General features: G+C 43.4%; 18 protein-coding genes. 8 read left to right on the top strand and 10 right to left on the bottom strand.

Annotation, left to right across the window (positions count from 1 at the left end; genetic code table 11):
- The first annotated feature begins 107 nt into the window (after positions 1–107).
- Complete coding sequence (locus ACHUFN_RS06165; protein ID WP_394221431.1) at positions 108–425, top strand: putative signal transducing protein; 318 nt, start codon at positions 108–110, stop codon at positions 423–425.
- A 23-nt stretch (positions 426–448) separates the two neighbouring features.
- Here the strand turns inward: ACHUFN_RS06165 and ruvX are convergent, their stop codons facing one another.
- On the bottom strand, positions 449–880 hold the full coding sequence (gene ruvX / locus ACHUFN_RS06160) for a Holliday junction resolvase RuvX (RefSeq protein WP_394221430.1): 432 nt from the start codon (positions 878–880) through the stop codon (positions 449–451).
- Complete coding sequence (locus ACHUFN_RS06155; RefSeq protein ID WP_394221429.1) at positions 873–1,439, bottom strand: YqgE/AlgH family protein; 567 nt, start codon at positions 1,437–1,439, stop codon at positions 873–875. Before ACHUFN_RS06155 ends, ruvX begins: the two co-directional genes overlap by 8 nt.
- 569 nt (positions 1,440–2,008) lie before the next feature.
- Between ACHUFN_RS06155 and ACHUFN_RS06150 the strand changes: the two genes are divergently transcribed.
- Positions 2,009–3,025: a GGDEF domain-containing protein gene (locus tag ACHUFN_RS06150; protein WP_394221428.1), complete on the top strand. Its 1,017-nt coding sequence runs from the start codon at positions 2,009–2,011 to the stop codon at positions 3,023–3,025.
- 210 nt (positions 3,026–3,235) lie between these two features.
- On the opposite strand, the gene gshB is transcribed toward ACHUFN_RS06150, so the two are convergent.
- Together gshB and ACHUFN_RS06140 are read right to left on the bottom strand one after the other, a co-directional pair.
- On the bottom strand, positions 3,236–4,186 hold the full coding sequence (gshB, locus tag ACHUFN_RS06145; RefSeq protein WP_394221427.1) for a glutathione synthase: 951 nt from the start codon (positions 4,184–4,186) through the stop codon (positions 3,236–3,238).
- A 127-nt stretch (positions 4,187–4,313) separates the two neighbouring features.
- Entirely contained in the window at positions 4,314–5,042 is a 729-nt protein-coding gene (locus tag ACHUFN_RS06140) for a 16S rRNA (uracil(1498)-N(3))-methyltransferase (protein WP_394221426.1), read from the bottom strand.
- Positions 5,043–5,842: 800 nt separating this feature from the next.
- Between ACHUFN_RS06140 and ACHUFN_RS06135 the strand changes: the two genes are divergently transcribed.
- Complete coding sequence (locus tag ACHUFN_RS06135; protein ID WP_394221425.1) at positions 5,843–6,685, top strand: mechanosensitive ion channel family protein; 843 nt, start codon at positions 5,843–5,845, stop codon at positions 6,683–6,685.
- Positions 6,686–6,782: 97 nt separating this feature from the next.
- Here the strand turns inward: ACHUFN_RS06135 and ACHUFN_RS06130 are convergent, their stop codons facing one another.
- A complete protein-coding gene (locus ACHUFN_RS06130) occupies positions 6,783–7,580 on the bottom strand; it encodes a M48 family metallopeptidase (RefSeq protein WP_394221424.1) in 798 nt (265 codons plus the stop codon).
- A gap of 496 nt (positions 7,581–8,076) precedes the next feature.
- Here ACHUFN_RS06130 and ACHUFN_RS06125 point away from each other — a divergent pair, with 496 nt between their 5' ends.
- Positions 8,077–9,879 carry a choice-of-anchor I family protein gene (locus ACHUFN_RS06125; protein WP_394221423.1) on the top strand — a complete coding sequence of 601 codons (1,803 nt, stop codon included), beginning with the start codon at positions 8,077–8,079 and terminating at the stop codon, positions 9,877–9,879.
- Between the two features lie 34 nt (positions 9,880–9,913).
- Here ACHUFN_RS06125 and ACHUFN_RS06120 read toward each other — a convergent pair whose 3' ends face one another.
- The gene (locus ACHUFN_RS06120; protein ID WP_394221422.1) at positions 9,914–10,054 is read right to left on the bottom strand and encodes a hypothetical protein; all 141 of its coding nucleotides are present in this window, start codon (positions 10,052–10,054) and stop codon (positions 9,914–9,916) included.
- 129 nt (positions 10,055–10,183) lie between these two features.
- On the opposite strand from ACHUFN_RS06120, the gene ACHUFN_RS06115 reads away from it, so the two are divergent.
- The 3 genes from ACHUFN_RS06115 (at position 10,184) to prsR (ending at position 14,900) form a co-directional block, all read left to right on the top strand.
- A complete protein-coding gene (locus ACHUFN_RS06115; RefSeq protein ID WP_394221421.1) occupies positions 10,184–11,308 on the top strand; it encodes a beta-ketoacyl-ACP synthase III in 1,125 nt (374 codons plus the stop codon).
- Between the two features lie 118 nt (positions 11,309–11,426).
- Positions 11,427–13,457, top strand: coding sequence for an XrtA/PEP-CTERM system histidine kinase PrsK (gene prsK / locus ACHUFN_RS06110; RefSeq protein ID WP_394221420.1), 2,031 nt, complete (start codon positions 11,427–11,429; stop codon positions 13,455–13,457).
- Between the two features lie 81 nt (positions 13,458–13,538).
- On the top strand, positions 13,539–14,900 hold the full coding sequence (gene prsR / locus ACHUFN_RS06105; protein WP_394221419.1) for a PEP-CTERM-box response regulator transcription factor: 1,362 nt from the start codon (positions 13,539–13,541) through the stop codon (positions 14,898–14,900).
- Between the two features lie 121 nt (positions 14,901–15,021).
- On the opposite strand, the gene ACHUFN_RS06100 is transcribed toward prsR, so the two are convergent.
- The 4 genes from ACHUFN_RS06100 to ACHUFN_RS06085 form a co-directional block, all read right to left on the bottom strand.
- Complete coding sequence (locus tag ACHUFN_RS06100) at positions 15,022–15,339, bottom strand: GFA family protein (protein ID WP_394221418.1); 318 nt, start codon at positions 15,337–15,339, stop codon at positions 15,022–15,024.
- 12 nt (positions 15,340–15,351) lie between these two features.
- Complete coding sequence (locus ACHUFN_RS06095) at positions 15,352–17,481, bottom strand: diguanylate cyclase (RefSeq protein WP_394221417.1); 2,130 nt, start codon at positions 17,479–17,481, stop codon at positions 15,352–15,354.
- A 167-nt stretch (positions 17,482–17,648) separates the two neighbouring features.
- Positions 17,649–17,978, bottom strand: coding sequence for a replication protein RepA (locus ACHUFN_RS06090; protein WP_394221416.1), 330 nt, complete (start codon positions 17,976–17,978; stop codon positions 17,649–17,651).
- Positions 17,938–18,633: an AAA family ATPase gene (locus tag ACHUFN_RS06085; protein WP_394221415.1), complete on the bottom strand. Its 696-nt coding sequence runs from the start codon at positions 18,631–18,633 to the stop codon at positions 17,938–17,940. Before ACHUFN_RS06085 ends, ACHUFN_RS06090 begins: the two co-directional genes overlap by 41 nt.
- Before the next feature lie 253 nt (positions 18,634–18,886).
- Between ACHUFN_RS06085 and ACHUFN_RS06080 the strand changes: the two genes are divergently transcribed.
- Positions 18,887–19,627 (top strand): glutathione peroxidase, encoded by a 741-nt coding sequence (locus ACHUFN_RS06080; protein ID WP_394221414.1) that lies wholly within the window; start codon positions 18,887–18,889, stop codon positions 19,625–19,627.
- Positions 19,628–19,718 lie beyond the last annotated feature (91 nt).

The raw sequence follows: 19,718 nt of genomic DNA, 5'->3' as shown, positions 1-19,718 counted from the left end.
TAAGCAGGAAGCATTTTCACGTTTTTTGGACGACAAGCAGCCGATAGGCTGCTTTTGTGTTTATGCTTAAATCGTTACGCTTTTATACCAACTGAGCAGGGTAAACGTTGAAAAAACTATTCTCGTCACAAGATGCTTTTGAACTTCAAGCCATACGTAGCGAGCTAGACGCGCTGTCTATTCCTTACATGGTGAAAAATGAGTTTGCCGGTGGCGCAATTGGCGAACTGCCCTGGCAAGATTCTCAACAAGAAGTGTGGCTTGTTGATGATAGCTGGTACGCCAGAGCGTCTAAGGTCGTTAATGCGTTTATTCAAAAAGCCAATGATGCGCCAGTTGCCAGTGAAGACTGGCGCTGCAATAACTGCGGTGAAGAAAACGGTAGCGCGTTTGAGGTGTGCTGGCAATGTGGTGAAGGGAAGTAAAAGCGGCAAGTGGCCCAGTCGCTTTATTCGTACTGACTTTCGCTCCAGCTGGCAAAAATAACACACGCCGACACGCTATCTACTTTATCTTTAGTCAGTTTCTTATAACCACCCAACTCAAATAACATAGATTTGGCGTCGGTGGTGGTAAGGCGCTCATCACAGGTTTCTACTGCAACACGAAAACGCCCATGAAGTCGGTTTGCAAACTTGCGGGCGCGTTGGGTCATTTCTTGCTCTGTACCGTCCATATTAAGCGGCAAGCCAACAACAACCACATGCGGTTGCCACTCATCGTAGAGCTTTTCAATCAAGGTCCAATCTGGAATACCGTCACGTGCTTTAAGTGCGGGAAGAGGTGAGGCTGTGCCAGTGATTTCTTGCCCAACCGCCACACCAATACTTTTAGTACCAAAATCAAACGCAAGTACAGTGCGATTTCCTACATCAGGCATGACCGGCCCCGGGCGCAAGTTGCCATACATCCACACCCAGTTTATTCACCGTGGCTTGCCATTTTTTATGCATAGGCGTGTTGAATAATATTTCTTCGTCGGCCTCAATGGTCAGCCATGCATTTTCCTGCATTTCTTTTTCAAGCTGCCCAGCAGTCCAGCCCGCGTACCCCAAAGCAATCAATACATCTTCAGGGCCTTCATTATTGGCAATAGCAGTCAAAATGTCTTTTGATGTTGTAACCATAATTCCAGGCGCAAGCTTCAGGCTAGAGGCCCACTCTTTTTGCGACGAATGCAGTACAAAACCACGTTCTTGACTTACGGGGCCACCAGCTAAAACAATTTGTTCTGCTTTGTCATCAGACACTTTTAGCTCTTTATCAGTTTGCTCAAGCAGCTGTTTCACGTTCATGGTAGAAGGCTGATTTACCACAATGCCCATCGCGCCTTCAGCGTTGTGTTCACAAACATAGATAAGTGAACGAGAAAAGTACGGATCGTCCAAGCTCGGCATGGCGATTAGAAAGTGATTTTGTAGGCTTTTTAATTCCGTCATAGTTTGTTTGTCATTTTTCTTAAACTTTTTGCTTGTTTATTTAGTCAATGGACGAGACAAGGTCATTGCCATCGTTTTACTCATTGTAACCACACTAAATTTATAACATGCGACTTTAAATAGGGCGTAAGCTGATCGACGTACTATTGATACGTTCTTTTTACGTTCAGGTTTAATTTAGCAAAGGGCTACGAGTAAACGTTTTTATCTTTGGTAAATCCACAAGTACATAGTTGGGGATTCTTAAATTTAATCTACTTTACTGATGTTGACGGTCGATATCTTCGCTACCCCTAATTCTTACATAATAGTTGGGGCTTTCTTATGAAAAACAACGGGGTTGTTCCTTTTTGGGGTTGGTAAACGATAGCGCTTTTTATTCGCTAACGTTGAATAGGCAGTTTGAAGAGCAATAAACACATTCACCTTTTCCTTTCCTGCACTTTTTGAATAGGCTTGTAGTGATGAAACTAAAAGTCGCCATAAAGAGGTGCTTCTACTTTAAATTTATGATTTAGCAAAAATAATGGTAGCATTGCAACCCAAAATTTAGCTGATAGATACGGGCAATGTCAGTAATCAAACCAGAAATAGATCTAGGTAATCATCAATTAAAAAACAGAGTTCTGTTGACGTTAAGCGTCGTCATATTGTGCTCGTGTTTTGCCACAGGCATTCACAACATTACTTCTAATGAAATTTCCGCAAAGTGGGTGGCGGCTTCGCAGTTTTTGCTTGGGGGATTCTTTGCGTTTACCAGCATTAGTTTACAACGAGGCAAAGAAAGACCGTGGTTTAATTGGTCGATAGTTTATGCCTATATTGGTTTAATTGCGTTCGCTGTATTATCCTTTGGTGTCGAGAAAAGTGTTTCCATGTGGTTCTTCTCAGTTCCTGTTGTTAGCTATTTTATATTCTCCCGTCTTCATGGCTTTATCATTTCTTTATTAGTTCTTGCTCTTTTCATCTACTTGCGTATTGACTACAACCTCTATGACGCAAGTGAAGTGTGGCAGAGTACTTTGATAAACATTGTGCCGCCATATGGCATCATAATGGCGTTAGCTAATGCTTATGAAAACGTGCGTTTACAGAATGAATGGGAGTTAAGTGAGTTTGCGTTAACCGACCCTTTAACTAGCTGTTATAACAGGCTAGCGTTGAAGTCTATCTATTCATCTTTACAGTCTGCTAAGCAACCTACGGCTATATTATTAGTGGATATAGATCATTTTAAACGCGTTAACGATTGCTACGGCCACGAGGCTGGTGATGAAGTGTTAAAGGCATTATCAAATTTATTTACTAAAGAACTGGGCGAGAAGTCGGTTTTTCGTATTGGGGGCGAAGAGTTCTTGCTGGTGCTTACCGACGAGAAAGAAAACTTTAAGTCTCTTGCTGAGGGTATTCGTTCTAAAGTTCAAAATATGGATTTTTACTACGGCGAAGAGCAGATACAGCTTACTTTCAGTGGCGGCTGTGAATCTATTACTTCAGATACGGCCTTAACCGATGCGTTGAAAAAAGCAGATGAAGCTTTGTATAGCGCTAAGTCACAGGGGCGCAACAAAATTGTTTATATATAATTGCAAATTAGCTTTTTGTTTTGCCGTTTAAAGTGGATGTTGATTTTAGGCATACCATTTTAATATTGGCCCTGTACAAGCAGGGCCAACATATAAACCAAAGAGCAGCTTGTGTTAAGCTGCAATGCTTAAGCAACAAGTCCTAAGCAGCAAGTATTAAGCTATCATGGCAAAGCGTTGTTCAAGCAAAAAAGAGAGTTTGCCGAACAATTACTTAGCTAACCGCGCTTCAATGGCATCGAACAGCTTACTCATAATATTAATATCATAAGCGGCTTCTATTTCTCTTACACATGTGGGGCTGGTAATGTTTATTTCTGTAATTTTGCTGCCAATCACGTCGAGACCAACAAACAGAATATTGTTTTCTTTGAGCTTAGGCGCAATAGCTTCAGCTAACGCGCGGTCAGACTCAGATATTGGCTGCGGACGTCCTGTTCCTCCAGCAGCTAGGTTGCCTCTGGTTTCGCCTTTCGTCGGTAATCGTGCTAGGCAGTAAGGCATAACCTCACCATCAACAATCAGAACGCGCTTATCTCCGTCTTTAATCTCGGGTAAATACTCTTGAACCATCATATAGCGCGTTCCTAACTTAGTTAGCGTTTCAATGATAACGCCTAAGTTATTGCCATCGGGCTTCACCCTGAAAATTGAGGCACCACCCATGCCATCAAGGGGCTTACAAATGATGTCTTGGTGTTTAGCGTGAAATTCGCGAATTAACGCTTGGTTATTCGTTACTAATGTATTGGGAATATGCTCTGGGAAGTATGAAGTGAAGAGTTTCTCGTTGTAGTCACGAAGTGCTTGCGGGTTGTTTACCACTAGTGCGCCAGCATCTTGTGCTAATGATAGAACCTGAGTGGCGTACAGGAACTCGCTATCAAAGGGGGGATCTTTGCGCATTAGCAATACATCAATATCACCCAGGTTAAAGGTAGATTCGTCTTCAAATGCGTAGAAATCGGTTGCTTGGTCTTTTACCGACACGGTTTTACCCAGCCCCATGGGCTTGCCGTTATCTAGATACAAGTCTTTCAATTCAAAATAAACGATTTTTGCACCGCGGCGCTGAGCTTCAAGCATCATCGCAAAGCTTGTGTCTTTATGAGGCTTAATACTTGCGATGGGGTCCATAATTACGCCAACGGTATATTGCATAATGTTCTCACCTTGAATAGTTAAAAATGCCGGCACAAAAGCCTTACTGGTTGCTCTGTATATTGGGGCGTAGCTAAATACTTCAAGTTAGCAGCGCTGCTTCACCTTTCGATTTCAATATGCCGAGTTAGAAATCACCGTGTTGAGCTTGAAGTATGCTTAAGCTGGTAATTGCGGCCGTTTCGGTGCGCAAAATACGTGGGCCTAAACTTACAGACTGATAACCATTTTCGTTAGCTTGGTGAATTTCTGCTTCAGATAATCCGCCTTCTGGGCCTATTAATAAGCGAAACCCTTGCGTATTGTAGGGCTGTTTTGCCAAGCTTTGTTCAGCCCCTGGTGCTAGCACCAATCGTGTAGTGTTCGTCGAGGACGATAGCCATTGATTCAGGTTTACTGGGGCATTTAGGGAAGGAATGATATTGCGACCGCTTTGCTCACAGGCACCAATGATAATTTTCTGCCATTGCTGAATTTTTTTCTCCCAACGAGACTCGTCGAGTTTTACTGTACAGCGCTCGGTAATCACTGGTGTTATCTCGGTTACGCCAAGCTCCACGCTTTTTTGTAACACCGTATCCATTCTATCACCCTTTGAAACGCCTTGACCTAAGTGCAGGTGAAGCGGTGACTCCTTTGCCAAAGAAAGACAAGCATCGGCTTCAACCGTGACCTTTTTTCGTTGCACGCTGATAATTTGTGCGCTGTATTCATTACCGTCGCCGTTGAATAATACAATTGGACGATTAGGTTTTATGCGCAAAACAGTCGCAATGTGATGCCCTGCGTCTTCGGTTAACTCGAACTCTTGTTCTAACGGAATTGGGTTGGGGTAGTAAACTCTTGGTATACGCATTAGTAGATTAGGTGTATGGCTTTAACGCGTATAATACGTGTGTAAATACAGGTTGCAATGCTGCCGACCACATCGCGTGAATAATTGAATAAAAATCCACACGATCGGCAGCATGCTGCCTATATAAAGATCACTTGACTCGCTTTTCCTACGCTGCAAAAGGCGAAGAGTTGTTCGAAGTTGACTTCAACGTAGAGGTTGATGGCTTCGACTGAGGTGCTGGGCGGTGCTCCGCTCTTGCATACTTAGTATGTTTTCCTTTATCGGTGCGCAGTGAATATAAAAATAAACAAAGAACAACCGAAAACAAGGTTATAAGAAGCAACATGCGTTAATCCTTTAAGTAACATAGTTTGCTAAAGCTTTTTCATGCGCTACATCTCTCTTTACGCAACTTAATAAAACTGAGTAAAGAATGATGTATACATGAGACTTTAGTCTAAAACTTTGTGGCTAAAAAAGCATCAAAAAAAATGTCTTAAAACTCGGTAACTTCCAAATTAATTGGAAAACAAAAAGCGCATTGCGGCTTCACAAGAACATGATGCATTTTTAGAGTGACAATCGTGTGACATGATATAAAAAAATCATTTTCAGACTATGAAAAGTGAGAAGAGGAAATTGGGCAAGCGCGACTGCTAAAAACACTAACGCTCTCAAGTATCTTAATACATTTTATCTAGGTGCCTTAGACTTTAGCGCAAATTTGCTGCGTTTGAAGCCACATTGTATTGGTCTTGATTAAAATAGCTGCTACCGTAATTGAGTGAAATACAACTCATTATAACAAGGACCATTTTATGGAAGAGAAACTTACGCTTTTTTCTGCAAGCGATGTTGAAAGGTACATAAACGATTACGCAATTCCTTGGGGTATCAACATTGCCATGGCAATTGCAATATATGTCATCGGTAGGATTGTAGTTGGGCTTCTATTATCAGTGTTTAAAAGCTTAATGGCTAAATCTAAGTACGACACAATGCTTGTCGATTTCTTAGAATCAATTCTCAGCGCTATTTTAATGCTGTTTGTTATCGTGGCATCTCTTGACCAATTAGGCGTAGATACCACCTCATTAGTTGCCATTTTAGGTGCAGCAGGTTTAGCAATTGGTCTTTCCTTACAAGATTCCCTAAAGAACTTTGCTGCGGGTGTGATGCTTTTAGTATTTAAGCCATTTAAAGCAGGTGATTTTGTTGAGGCAGCAGGTACAGCGGGCTCAATTGTAAAAATAGGTATTTTTACAACAACCATGAATACGCCTGATAACAAAGAAATTATTGTACCAAATGGCAATATTTATAGCGGTAACATAACGAATTATTCAGCAAGAGATACTCGCCGCGTTGATATGGTTGTGGGCATTGGCTATGACGCTGATCTGTTAAAGGCGAAAAGAATTCTTGAAGAAATGGTTGCCGCCGATGAACGCATACTCGCTGAACCAGCCCCTAAGATTGCCGTGTCTGAATTAGCAGATAGCAGTGTTAACTTTGTTGTTCGCCCGTGGGTTAATGCCGTTGACTTTTGGGATGTAAAGTTCGACTTCACTGAAAATGTTAAGTTGCGTTTCGATGAAGAAGGTATTTCAATTCCATTCCCTCAAATGGATGTACACCTGCACAAAACAGACAGCGAATAATAGTTTCTGTTTTACACAAAAAACGCTGCACAATCTGCAGCGTTTTTTTGTGACTAAATAGGTCTTATTCGAATTATCGAATTTTACTCATTGCGATTTATCGACAATTCGGACGATAGGCCGTGGCTTGGTAGTCTGCATACGCAGCGGGCATATTCGCTTGAAGGTTGTTTATGCGAGACTGTGACGCTGGGTGAGTTGACAGCAGCTCCATCGGGCGATTGCCTCCACTTGCTGCATCCATATTTTGCCATAAATTTACTGATTGCCTGGGGTCAAAGCCTGATTTTGCCATCAGCTGAAGACCAATGACATCAGCTTCAGATTCATGGGTTCTGCTAAACGGCAGTTGTACCCCAACTTGTAAGCCCAAACCGATTGCGGCCATAATCGGCCCAGACTGCGGCACTTCATTGGCGGCAAGTACTTGACCTACAGCTTGGTTGCCCATGTTAATTAGCGTAGATTGAGACATACGCTCGTTGCCGTGCTCTGCAATGACGTGGCCAACTTCATGGCCAATAACAGCTGCAAGTTGATGTTGATTTTCAGCAACATTTAACAGGCCAGTGTACACACCAATTTTACCACCGGGCAGCGCAAACGCGTTAACTTGCTCGTCATCAAACACAACAACTTCCCATTGACCATTAAAGACACTTGCTGGTACTTGGGCAGTAATCGCATTTGCAACGCATTCTACATAGGAGTTTTGCACCGCTTTTCTCGAAATCTTTAATTCTTCTTTCATTCCTGTGAAAGCTTGGTCACCCATTTGTGCAAGTTGACTTTCAGAATAAAGAAGTACTTGGTTTCTTCCAGTAGGCGAGGTGGCACAAGCGGTTAAAGTGAGCGCTGCCACAATAGCTGCCGACAATTTGAATTTCAATTTCATGGTTAATCCTTTCAATAGCCGAGCGTAGTGCATTAACGCACTTAAGTGCATCAAAACAATCGATAGTTCGGTTTATACATCTATTAACCAATATTAGTATCAGATAGTACTTATAAAAAAAACTATAGCCTTGCGAATTGTCGACAAAAAATAGCTTCGTCTGAATAGAAAACTAGAAATATGTGCGTTAACAAAATGTAAAGCATCTTGGCAGCATTAATTTCGGCATAAATGTTTGTCTTTATTAGAGAAAAAACTTATGCCTTTGCCTATTTAATATTTGTGTCATAATCTGGTTCTAATTTATACATAGAAGTTACATAAATTTTCTGGTGTACTAGGTTTAGTCGATCTTTGTAGTTAACCAAAAAAGGTCAACAGACCCTTAGGTTTGAAATCACCGTTTTCCCTCGCGCTTTTCAGGAAGTAGCGGAAAATTTTCTGATTTCTAAAGCCTTGTGACGTGCGACAAAAATATAAATAAAAAGGAAATCAAATGGCAGTGCGTAATAAGTTTAGATATGGGTTAATCGCATTTTTAGTTTCAGCTGCGCTTACTGGTTGTGGTCTAGATGGTGACGACGGTGAGCAAGGAGAAACGGGGGCTCAGGGACCTCAAGGCGAACAAGGCGAGCCAGGCGCTGATGGAAGTGATGGTACAGACGCGTCAGTCGGAATTGCAATGGATATCGTTGGCCGCGCTTTCTTGGAAGACCGAAATGCGGCTGAAATTGTTCAGTTCCACGCTGAAACTAATACGATTTACGCTACAAATGGTGTCGACAACACAATCGCGGTGATTGATGCCTCGAGTGTCTCGACCACCGTTATGCCCGATCCAATCAATACCATATCGCTTGTTGCTACCAGTATCGCCATACCTGCCGATATCGACGGCGTTGCGCTTGGCAGTGTCACCAGCATTGCCATTAGTGGTGATCTTATGGCAGTTACCGTTCCAGCAAGTGTTAAGACAGACAATGGTTATGTACTGTTTTACAACGGGTTAGATAGCTCATCTCCTGCATTCTTAGATTCTATCGAAGTTGGCGCACTGCCTGATATGGTTACCTTTACTCCAGATGGCGGAAGAGTGCTGGTAGCGAACGAAGGTGAACCTTCTGACGACTACACCATTGACCCTGAAGGCTCGATTACTGTTATCAATATCCTTGCCAGTGGAGAACCTGAAGAAACAGGCACTACTATTGGTTTCAGTGCGCTAAACGGAAGCGAAGCAACCTTAATGGCGCAAGGAATGATGTTCCCTAATCCTGCAGGGCGCACGATCAACGGCACCGCTATAACCTCTTCGGTAGCAAAAGACCTTGAGCCAGAATATATCTCGACAACAAACAGCGTAGCTTACGTGAGTCTTCAAGAAAATAACGGTCTTGCTATTGTCGACTTAGAAGAGCTGACAGTAGACGTCGTTGGTTTAGGCACCAAGTCTTGGGCTGGCCTTAACATCGATATTCAAGAGAATAATGCGGTTAGCTTTGGTCAGTATACCGGTCTATATGGTGTTTATCAGCCTGATACCATCGCTAACTTCACATGGAAAGACGCGACCTTTATTGTAACTGCTAACGAAGGTGATGCACGGGAGTATTTCTTTGACGCTGCCGATGCAGCGGCGTGTACCGCAGCTGGGGGCGTGTCATTTGATGAAGATGACGGATGTTTAGCATATACAGACGAGACGACGGTTGCAGCGCTTACCGCAGAGGCAAATTCCGAATTAGCGACGCTTCAAGCGACAGGAGAAGCTGACGGTCTTCGAGTGACAACGGCGATGGGTGATGCCGACGGCAACGGCCAGTTCGATGCAGCTTATGCATATGGCGCACGTTCATTTACTATTTGGGATCAGAACGGGCTGGTTGTATACGATTCTGGAGATGATTTTGAACGTATTACGGCGTCAGTCCACGGTGCACAATTTAATAATGGCGACGACGAAAACGAAGGCGATTCGCGCTCAGAAAATAAGGGGCCAGAGCCAGAAGCTTTAACAGTTGGTCAAGTTGGCGATCGTACTTATGCGTTTATTGGAACAGAGCGTATGGGCGGCATTTTCGTTTATGACGTTACCAATCCGTACGACGTACAGTTTGCAGAATACGTTATTAACCGTGATCTTACCGAAGGGTTAACAGCACAGAATGTGATAGGCGATCTTGCTCCTGAAAGCCTAGTATTCGTTAGCGCAGAAGATAGCCCAAGCGGTGTTCCACTTCTTGTTGTTGGCAACGAGGTAAGCGGTACAGTAACAGTGTGGCAAATTAATCAACTGTAACGAAAACCTTTAACTCAGTTCTAAAAACCCGCTTTTACAAGCGGGTTTTTTTATCTGATAACGAAAGGGTTTCATCGTAATTCTTCCCATTTCTTACAGCCAAACTAATGAAAGGTACTCCCGATTCACTCACTATGGTTACACCGAAAGAGGATTGAGGTAAGCTATAGGTCATAAATCGCGGTCTATTTAATAGTGTAATGTGACGGCGAAGCTTAATTGCACTGGTATTAATGCGTTCAGGACACAAAGTAACGCAATGCTTAATACAGCGTGTGGTCTAAACAAATAATAGAGAATGCTTATGTCTCAACAAGTTGTGATTAGTGGTGTAGGTGTATGGCACCCTCAAGACAGTATTACGAACGAAGAACTAGTAAATAGCTACAATGCTTACGTTGATGCGTTTAACGAAGAAAATAAAGCGCAAATTGAAATCGGTGAAGTTGCTGCCATGCCTTATTCAAGTGCAGAATTTATCGAAAAAGCGTCTGGGATAAAAAGCCGCTATATCTACCAAAAGGAAGGCGCGTTAGACATCGCTCGGATGAAGCCAAAAATTGATCCGCGCGGTGATGATGAACTTTCTCATCAGGCTGAAATTGCCGTTGAAGCTGCGAAATTAGCATTAGCATCTGCTAATTTAAATGCTCAAGATATTGATGCCGTCATTGTGTCGTGTGCTTACACGCAGCGAGCGTACCCCGCTATTGCCATTGAGGTACAAGAAGCACTGAATATTGAAGGTTTTGGCTTTGATATGTTAGTGGCTTGCTCGGCGGCTACTTTTGGTATGCACCGCGCGTACGAAATGCTATGCGCAAAGAACGCGACTCGCGTATTGGTAATAAACCCAGAGTTAGTTTCACCGCAGATTAACTACGCTGATCGCGACAGTCACTTTATTTTTGGTGACGTGGCAACAGCAACAGTGCTTGAATTAGCAGAAACCGCCAAAAGTGACCACGTTTATGACGTGCTCAGTACTAAGGCGCTGACAAAGTTTTCTAACAACATCCGTTCAAATTTCGGTTACATGACCCGCGCTGAAGATGTTGACCCCTATGGTCCAGACAAGCTGTTCCACCAAGCAGGTCGAAAGGTATTTAAAGAGGTATGTCCTTTGGCAGCCGCACACATTGAAGCTCATTTGGCAAGTCACGATATTACGCCAGAAGGTGTTAAACGCTGGTGGTTACACCAAGCGAATATCAATATGAATACCTTAATTTGTAAACGACTTTTAGGGCGTGATGCAGACCGAACAGAGGCGCCTATTGTATTAGACGAATTTGCTAATACTGCGTCGGCTGGCTCGATCATTGCCTTTGGGTTAAATCATGAAGATCTTGTAGCTGGTGATATTGGCGTACTGTGCTCGTTTGGAGCAGGTTACTCTATAGGTTCATTGGTTATTCGTAAAAGATAGGAACGAAGCGCAAGCGTGCGCTGCGCTCACTAAGACACCGTTAGAATAGGGACGTTGCTATAGTGCGCGCCCCTCATTGTATTCTCTATAACAATGATAGTAAGGGGCAGTAAAAAGGATGATTTCAGATATAGGCTATGCGTTAAATAGTCTGGCGCACTTAGCCCTTTTATTATTGTTATTAACGGTGCGAAAACCTGGCGTGGCCAAACATTTACTGGTGTTGGCCACTGCCGCTACTTTCTTGTGGTCCTCAAGTTTAATCACGTCGCTTTTCGGTCCCATTTCTCTTAGCTGGCTGCTGAGTGTAGACGTACTAAAACAATTGGCGTGGTTACTTTTCTTAGCGGGTTGTATACATACCAGTTTCAATTCTATTTTTGATGTTCTTAGGCGCCCTGTTACCCTTATAATCCTTGCGCCTGCTGCTATTGCGCTTTTCGCGCCCTACCTGTTGGTGGTTAATCCCGCTTGGAGTTTCTTAGTTCTCATTGTACTTTCTTTAGAAGTTCTTGTTCTTCTTGAAGTTGTCTATCGTCAGGCTGGCAGAGAGCAATGGGCTTTTAAACCTATTATTATTTACCTTGGCGCAACCAACTTGTTTGAATTTGTTACGTACGCCAATGCAACTATGATAAACCAAGTTGAGGTGGGCTATATCGCCGCGCGTGGCTACATCTATTTCCTATTAATGCCACTGTTAGTGATTTCTATACGACGCATTCACCATTGGGGAATTGATATCTTTATCTCCCGTGACGTTGTGCTGCATAGCTCGTTGCTATTGGTTGCTGGCGGATATCTCTTTGTAATGGCTGTGGTGGGCTATGCCATTAACTATATGGGGGGAAACTGGGGGGCGACGGTTCAAATTATATTGGTCGTCATGTCGTTTGCCTTGTTGGCAACCGTGTTCTTGTCAAACGCCTTTAGAACAAAAATAAAAGTCTTCATTACGAAACACTTTTTTGCCAATCAGTTTGACTATCGCGTTGAATGGGTAAAGTTAACGAAGTGGCTAACGCGTGCGGGTGATGCATCTTCTGATGTATATCACGCGGGGCTTACAGGAATGCTCAATGCAGTTCAGTATGAGTCTGGCATGCTGTTTAAAGTTACGCAAAATGGTTATGAATGTGTGGCTGAAGCATCACCCATAGCAAAAGAAAACGACGATACCTGTTCTACGCTTGAAGTATTGGCCCGATACAGCGATAAAAACGGTTGGATCATTGATACCGATGCATACCAAGTTAAACCCTTCGATTATGAAGGGCTAAAGCTAGATAGAAATGCTTTAAAGCAGTGGGGCTATCAACTTTTTGTTCCTTTTTTGAAAGACGGTGGCTTGTGGGGGTTTGCAGTTCTTGCTTCTGGCGATAAAGAAAAAATCAGTCTGAATTGGGAAGTTAAAGACTATTTAACTGCAGTTTCTGAACAGGTGGGTACGTACATGCAGCATCACGAAGCGGCTCAAGTGGTTGCTGAAAATGCCCAATTCGCGGCTTTTAATCGCATGTCTGCGTTCGTTCTCCACGATTTGAAAAACGTGCTCGCGCAGGTCGATCTTATTTTAGCCAATGCCCAGCAACATAAGCACAACCCTGAATTTATTGAAGACACCTTCGAAACCTTGGAGCATACTAAGGCAAGAATGGAAAAGATGCTTAAACAACTCACCGATAAAAAAGCCGTTGAAGAAGGTATTAATTCAGAATTTCTACTTTCAGAAATTGCCAACGACGTTGTGAGCCACCGCTGTTCTGGACTTCGCCCTTTGCCATCAGTGCATGTGGTAAAGGAAAGCGCGGTATTGGTTGATAGAGAAAAAGTTGCCAATGTGCTTTATCATCTAATCAGTAATGCACAACAAGCAACGTCTGATGACGGCGAAGTAGACGTGGTGATTACCGCTAATTCAGATAGTAAAACGCAGCTTGTGATGATTGAAGATACGGGAACGGGTATGGATAAAGCTTTTATTGAGGAGCGTTTGTTCAAACCGTTTGACACTACCAAAGGCAATGCAGGTATGGGAATTGGCGCCTATGACGCTAAAACCTATATTGAATCTATTGGCGGCAAACTCACCGTTCAAAGTGAGCCAGGTCGCGGCAGCTGTTTTACACTGTATTTTCCGATAGGATAAGGTATATAACAAAGAGGTGGATATTCGCACCCTCAAATCCACGCTCCTTATATGGATGAAGTAAAATAATAGGATGATGAAATGACAGATACCATTTTGGTAGTAGATGATGATTTAGGTATCCAAAAGCAACTTAAATGGAGTCTTACAGATTACAATGTTGTATTCGCTGACGACCACACATCTGCAATAGCACAGCTTCGTCGTTTTGAGCCTAAGGTGGTGACTCTCGATTTAGGGTTGCCGCCTGACCCCGCTAATGCTTCAGAGGGTTTGCGCATACTGCACGACATAATCGCACTAGCGCCACGAACTAAAGTTATTGTTGTCACTGGCAATAACGACAAACAAAATGCACTCAAAGCGATCGACTTTGGGGCCTACGACTTCTATCAAAAACCTATCGACTCAGACACTATAAAGCTACTTGTCCATCGTGCCCTTAACTTAGCCAAGTTGGAACATGAGAACAGTATTTTAGCGCGCACACGCTCGGGTATGTCACGAATTGTCGGTAATAGCGAAGCTATTCAGAAAGTGGTGCGTCGCGCTGAAAAAATTGCCAATACTGACATTAGTACTTTATTACTTGGCGAAAGTGGTACGGGTAAAGAAGTCTTTGCTCGTAGTATTCACGAACATAGCCCTAGAAAAGACAAGCCTTTTGTGGCAATTAACTGTGCGTCTATTCCTGAAAACTTACTTGAAAGTGAATTGTTCGGTTATGAGAAAGGTGCGTTTACAGGGGCTAACAAAACAACGTTAGGTAAAATAGAGACGGCGCAAGACGGCACCCTTTTTCTAGACGAAATTGGAGATATGCCCATTGGCCTTCAAGCAAAAATGCTTCGTTTCTTGCAAGAACGGGTGATAGAGCGTGTAGGTGGGCGAAACGAAATACCCGTTGATATTCGCGTAATTTGCGCAACCCACCGTGACTTGCAAGCCATGGTCGCGCAGGAAACGTTCAGGGAAGATTTGTATTACCGAGTGGGGGAAATGCCAATAATGATTCCGCCACTTCGAGAACGCGACCAAGATATTATTTTGCTGGCCCGTACCTTTTTAAACATTTATCGCGAAGAGTTCAAAGCCAAGGCGAAGAGTTTTTCCGAGGCGGCAGTTAACGCTATGTTGGCCCACAAATGGCCCGGTAATATCCGTGAGATGCAAAACAAGTTGAAATCTGCAGTGATCATGGCAGAAGGCTCTGTTATTCAGCCCGATGATCTTGGTTTGATGCCAGTGGATGCACAGGATGAGCCGGAAACCCTTAACTTACGTGAAGTGCGAGAAATTGCAGAAAGTCGCGCCATTCGAAGAGCTTACCAAAAGGCAGAAACTAATATGTCAAAAACGGCAGAGCTATTGGGAGTGACTCGACCCACACTGTATTCACTGATTGATAAATACCATATGGAAGATATTAAGAGCAGCGACTAGTCGCTGCCCGAATGTAGGCATGGAAGCCTTCAACGTTACGTGCTCATTCTAGAAAGGAGAGGCATAGCTTTCACCTCGCTTAACGTGCTCGATAAATGGCTGAGCTTTTTGTTTATGCCTTTTAAAGCATAAATTGACGGTGAGGCTCAGCAAGCGCGTCGTGCCCGCTAAATGTTACTTCTACCACCACCTTACGTGGGCTATGCTCAACAAATATTACGCTTCCGCACACATTACACACATGGTGTGTTTCACCATTGGCTTGGTGAAGGGCTGCCAGTGATGATGGAGCGCCGTCTATAACAAGCTTCTCTTTTTCAACCGTAACACTAAACTTACTGGTGTCTGAATGCGTGAGTGTTTCGTCGTCAGCATCAAGTTCTCCAATGTGGTCTATCTCAAACTGAATGGTGTGGCAACTGCAGCTTCCTCTATACATAACGCTATTCCTCTACTGCTCATTATCGAGGGTGTCTGGCCACTTTATGCTTGCAACGTTGTTAAATGACGTCGCTATTCGTGAACCAGTGAAATTAAACTTGGTGTCGAGTGGAGTCAGGTATTCGCTAGGTTTGCTCAATGTTTCGATGACGCCTACCCAGCCATCTCTGCCTGACAATTTAGTGGCGTAAAGCGCGTAATCGATCACCGCAAAGGTTCGTTCCCACGCCACATCAAAATTATCTTCTTTATTAGGCGGAAGCAGTGAAAACCCGATACTACAAGTAATATTAATGGGTTTTTCTAAGCCTATATCGAATGGCGTGCTAGAAACCAACTCCCGACATCGCTCAGCAAGTTCAGGAAGCTCCTCGCGATTAGACTGCCTACATACTACTAGAAACTCTTCGCCTCCCCAACGAATGATTAAGTCGGTCTGTCTAAATACCTCTTGCAAAACCCGGGCGAAAGACGATAAGACTTTGTCACCAGCAATGTGCCCATAGTCGTCATTAATACGTTTAAAATGATCAATATCGATAAGTAAGCACAATAGATCTTGCTTGCCTAACCCAGAGTTTTGGTTCTGTTTTGCAGAAAACTGGCTTCGCCTGATTTCACCTGGAAGCTGGGATTCAAGATAGTGGCGATTGTACAACCCTGTAAGAGGGTCACGTAGGCTCACCTCTTCAAGGGTTTTGTAGGCTCTCTCTAGTTCTTGATTTTTTTCTTGCAGGTTGAGGGTTTGTTGCCGAACTTCACGACGCAAAATAATCGTTTGCTGACGTTGTTTGTATCTGCTCCAAACTAAAAACGTCAATAAAAGTACAGCTAATGACACACTCCAAAACAGGGTGGCTTGCAAGTTTTCACGCTCAGCCTGAGCAAGCGCTAATTGTTTAGATTCTTCAAGTTTTTCTAATGTGCGAGACTGCCTTACAAGTTCAATTTCGGCTTGAAGGCCCTCTATTGCAGATTTGTTTTCCGAGTCGAGTAATACTTCGCGAAGTTGCTGAATAACCGATTGGATGTCCAAGGCTTTTTTAAACTCACCCAACGACACAAAAGCGCTGAGTTGTATAGACAAGAAACTAAGCTGCCCTCGCACATCTCTGTTCTTTCTCGCGTCAATCGTTCCCGTGCGAGCTTCTGCCAAGGCTCGCTCAAAGTTCTGCTCCTTCATGTACGCTTGAGCAAGAGCCAGACGTCCCTCTTTCATTAGTCTTGCTTGACCTGATGAGCTGGCAAACTGCATTGCTTCCTGTAACAGCTCTCTGCCAACCATTGTGTCGCCATTTTCAACAAGCGCTTTGCCCATCAGCATTTTTGCTTGGGCGATGGCCCCAACATCATTGGTTGTGAGCAGAAGCTCTAGTCCATCATTTATTGCTTTTATTGCGTTGTCGACAGCGCCTGCTTTTAAAGACAGTGCGCCAATGCGCGTTTTAATAATGCCAAGCAGCCGAGGTTCATTTGCCCCTTCTAAACTGTCAAATGCATCTTGGAAATATGTGTGAGCCAGCGTTGCCTGATTTAACAAGCTGTAGATTTCGCCAATGTGAAGTAACGACAAACTCATTTCGTTTGCCATGTTGTTTTCACGAAAGTAGCTCATTGCCTGTTTTAAAGGTTCAAGCGCAGTTTCTATTTCACCATGTTCTTGCTGAATAATACCAAGCTCAAGGTGTAACCGAGCTTTAAGTAGTTCATTATGCTCAATTTGTGCGATAGACATGGCACGACGAACATACGTCAGTGCAATGCTGTAATTAGATAAATGTCTTTCTGATATGGCTAACTGCAGTAGCGTTAAAGCCATTTTATTAAGTTCACCGTTGCTGGTGTATCGTTCTAAGGCGGCATTGAAAATGGCCTTCGATACTTCGAAACGCGACGCATTTTGAAGTAACAGTCCCAATGTAGAGAAGGTGTCTGCGGGTAGTTTTTGCTGCTGTAGCGCTTGTTCTAGCAGTAAAAGAGCTCTGCTATCAGCATCGGAGTACTGCTTTGCTTTTAATAAACTCTCAACATCAGCAATTTCAGAATCATAAAGCTCAAATGCTTTTGCGTGTGCGAAAGGCACTGCAAGTATCAGGGCACACAACAGCACGCGAACAGTGCTAAATCCTCCACGGCCCATTCGATTGTATCTCCTATACGCTATCTGAATTTGCAGTTAATGAGTATCTCAGTTGGCTAATGCCAGGGCAACAACATTGCCTGTTGTTCTTTGTCGTACAATCAAGAACAACAGGCTCTGTTATTGTGAAGGATAAAACGAATTAAGTATGTATTTGGATTTATACTTTAGTCTAAATTTTTGCTGTTTTGTTCAATCCATTCGCGTATCAACGCAGACTTAGCCTTTCCTGACTTTCTAGCGATTTCAGCCAACTTTTCTATGCATACTGGAGTAAGGGTAAAAGTAGCATGTCGCATACCTTCCGTTTTTACCGGCTTTCTTATCGGTACTACGCTTTTGGCGTTGACGTGTGTGGCTGCTTGCTTAGCTGTAGAAGCCCCTCTTAGCTCTACTTTACCCTGAGCATACAGAAGCGCGTCATCAATAAAATCTTCTATTGAGCGAAGGTTTGGTCTAGCTAATGGCTTCGACTTTTTGAGGTTGAGCAAACTCATAAGCATCCTCCACTTTGCCAGCTAGTAGCTCTTCAAACAGGGTCCTTATTTCGGTCGCAGCTTTGCCTTCTGGTTCGCTTTCAATGACCGATTGCCCAGATTCTTCTGAATCGTCATACATGTTTCGGCTAAAGGTGACCGAGTTAAGAACTGGAATGCCGAAAGAACGACACACTTCTTTTGCTTCCAAAATACGGCTAGCAAGGCTTGGAAGGGAAGGACACTGGGTAATTACAAATGCAGCATTCATTTTGGGGTTGACCATTTTACAGGTAGATAAAATATCTTCCATGTGTGGTACCGTTTTGAGGTCCCGACGTTTCGGCCTTAGCGGTATGAGGATATGGTCGGCAACAGCCATGGACGAGCGCAGGGCTAAGTTGTCTTGCCCACCACAGTCAATGACTACATAGTCATAATATTGTCTTAGGCTGAGTAATTCATTACGTATTTTTCCGTATAACTGAACACAGTTGATTTCAGCAAGACGAGGGTTAGCTTTGCGCTCTTGAATCCAGTCAGAGGTCGTTCGCTGTGGGTCGCAGTCTACCATCAAAACCTTGGCGCCTTTTTCAGTGCGAAGATACACCGCTATATTTTGTGCCAAGCAGCTTTTCCCGCTACCGCCCTTTTCTCCACCAACTAGAATAATCATGGTGTTTACCCTCGAATATCGCTTTACGTTAAAATTATGAGTATTGAGTAAGCCGTTAATTGCTGTACGGACGTACAAGTTGTTAAATAAAAGCATAGGCAGGGAGTGAGCTAGATTCAGCATCAAAATCAATATTAACGAATGTAAGGCAATACCTATTGATTTGTGCCAAAACTCATTCTAGTCTTCTAAAGTCTGCAAACCCTTGGTGTAATTCCAAGATTATTCATGAAATCATTGATAAGAGGTTTTTATGTCAGAAAGTCGCTTCACTTCCAAAGAAGGCCAAAAAGTTCCTAGCGTGTCATTTCCATGTAGAGAAGGTGAAGCATGGGTAACGAAAACGACCGATGAGATATTTTCTGGCAAAAATGTCGTTGTCTTTTCCCTTCCAGGCGCGTTTACGCCTACCTGTTCTTCTACGCATTTGCCTCGTTACAATGCTTTGGCGAAGAAGTTCGCTAAACACGGTATTGACGACATTGTATGCATGTCGGTAAACGATACCTTCGTTATGAACGCGTGGGCAGCGGATCAAGAAGCTGCAAATATTACGGTAATTCCTGACGGTAACGGCGAGTTTACCGACGGCATGGGAATGCTGGTTGATAAAGCTGATTTGGGCTTCGGCAAAAGAAGCTGGCGTTACTCCATGCTGGTTAAAGACGGTGTTGTAGATAAAATGTTTATTGAGCCAGATGTTGAAGGCGACCCGTTTGAAGTGTCTGATGCAGACACCATGCTTGCCTATATTGCGCCACAAGAACAAACTAATGCGCCCGTTTCAATAATTACCAAACCTGGCTGTCCGTTCTGTGCTAAAGCTAAAAAGCTTCTAGATGAGAAAGGTTACGAGTTTGAAGAGATTGTACTAGGTAAAGATGCGTCGTTAACTAGCCTAACCGCTATCAGTGGCCGCGAAACGGTACCGCAAGTTTTCATTGGTGGTAAGCACATTGGTGGCTCTGATGATTTAGAAGCCTACTTTAGTTAATAAAATGATATGATTGGGCGATGTTGAATCGTCTGTTTGAACGGGAGCATGGTCTTAAATCTAGCGCTCCCGTTTTTTATTGAAAACCCAA

Origin of the sequence: Alteromonas gracilis, from assembly GCF_043642145.1 — a bacterium.
Classification (GTDB): Bacteria; Pseudomonadota; Gammaproteobacteria; order Enterobacterales; family Alteromonadaceae; genus Alteromonas; species Alteromonas gracilis_B.
This window is presented reverse-complemented; position numbering and strand designations above follow the sequence as displayed.

Coding starts and splice junctions, on each gene's coding strand:
- ruvX (WP_394221430.1), bottom strand. CDS start 880: ATGCCTGATGTAGGAAATCGCACTGTACTTGCGTTTGATTTTGGTACT.
- ACHUFN_RS06155 (WP_394221429.1), bottom strand. CDS start 1,439: ATGACGGAATTAAAAAGCCTACAAAATCACTTTCTAATCGCCATGCCG.
- ACHUFN_RS06150 (WP_394221428.1), top strand. CDS start 2,009: ATGTCAGTAATCAAACCAGAAATAGATCTAGGTAATCATCAATTAAAA.
- gshB (WP_394221427.1), bottom strand. CDS start 4,186: ATGCAATATACCGTTGGCGTAATTATGGACCCCATCGCAAGTATTAAG.
- ACHUFN_RS06140 (WP_394221426.1), bottom strand. CDS start 5,042: ATGCGTATACCAAGAGTTTACTACCCCAACCCAATTCCGTTAGAACAA.
- ACHUFN_RS06135 (WP_394221425.1), top strand. CDS start 5,843: ATGGAAGAGAAACTTACGCTTTTTTCTGCAAGCGATGTTGAAAGGTAC.
- ACHUFN_RS06130 (WP_394221424.1), bottom strand. CDS start 7,580: ATGAAATTGAAATTCAAATTGTCGGCAGCTATTGTGGCAGCGCTCACT.
- ACHUFN_RS06125 (WP_394221423.1), top strand. CDS start 8,077: ATGGCAGTGCGTAATAAGTTTAGATATGGGTTAATCGCATTTTTAGTT.
- ACHUFN_RS06120 (WP_394221422.1), bottom strand. CDS start 10,054: ATGACCTATAGCTTACCTCAATCCTCTTTCGGTGTAACCATAGTGAGT.
- ACHUFN_RS06115 (WP_394221421.1), top strand. CDS start 10,184: ATGTCTCAACAAGTTGTGATTAGTGGTGTAGGTGTATGGCACCCTCAA.
- prsK (WP_394221420.1), top strand. CDS start 11,427: ATGATTTCAGATATAGGCTATGCGTTAAATAGTCTGGCGCACTTAGCC.
- prsR (WP_394221419.1), top strand. CDS start 13,539: ATGACAGATACCATTTTGGTAGTAGATGATGATTTAGGTATCCAAAAG.
- ACHUFN_RS06100 (WP_394221418.1), bottom strand. CDS start 15,339: ATGTATAGAGGAAGCTGCAGTTGCCACACCATTCAGTTTGAGATAGAC.
- ACHUFN_RS06095 (WP_394221417.1), bottom strand. CDS start 17,481: ATGGGCCGTGGAGGATTTAGCACTGTTCGCGTGCTGTTGTGTGCCCTG.
- ACHUFN_RS06090 (WP_394221416.1), bottom strand. CDS start 17,978: ATGAGTTTGCTCAACCTCAAAAAGTCGAAGCCATTAGCTAGACCAAAC.
- ACHUFN_RS06085 (WP_394221415.1), bottom strand. CDS start 18,633: ATGATTATTCTAGTTGGTGGAGAAAAGGGCGGTAGCGGGAAAAGCTGC.
- ACHUFN_RS06080 (WP_394221414.1), top strand. CDS start 18,887: ATGTCAGAAAGTCGCTTCACTTCCAAAGAAGGCCAAAAAGTTCCTAGC.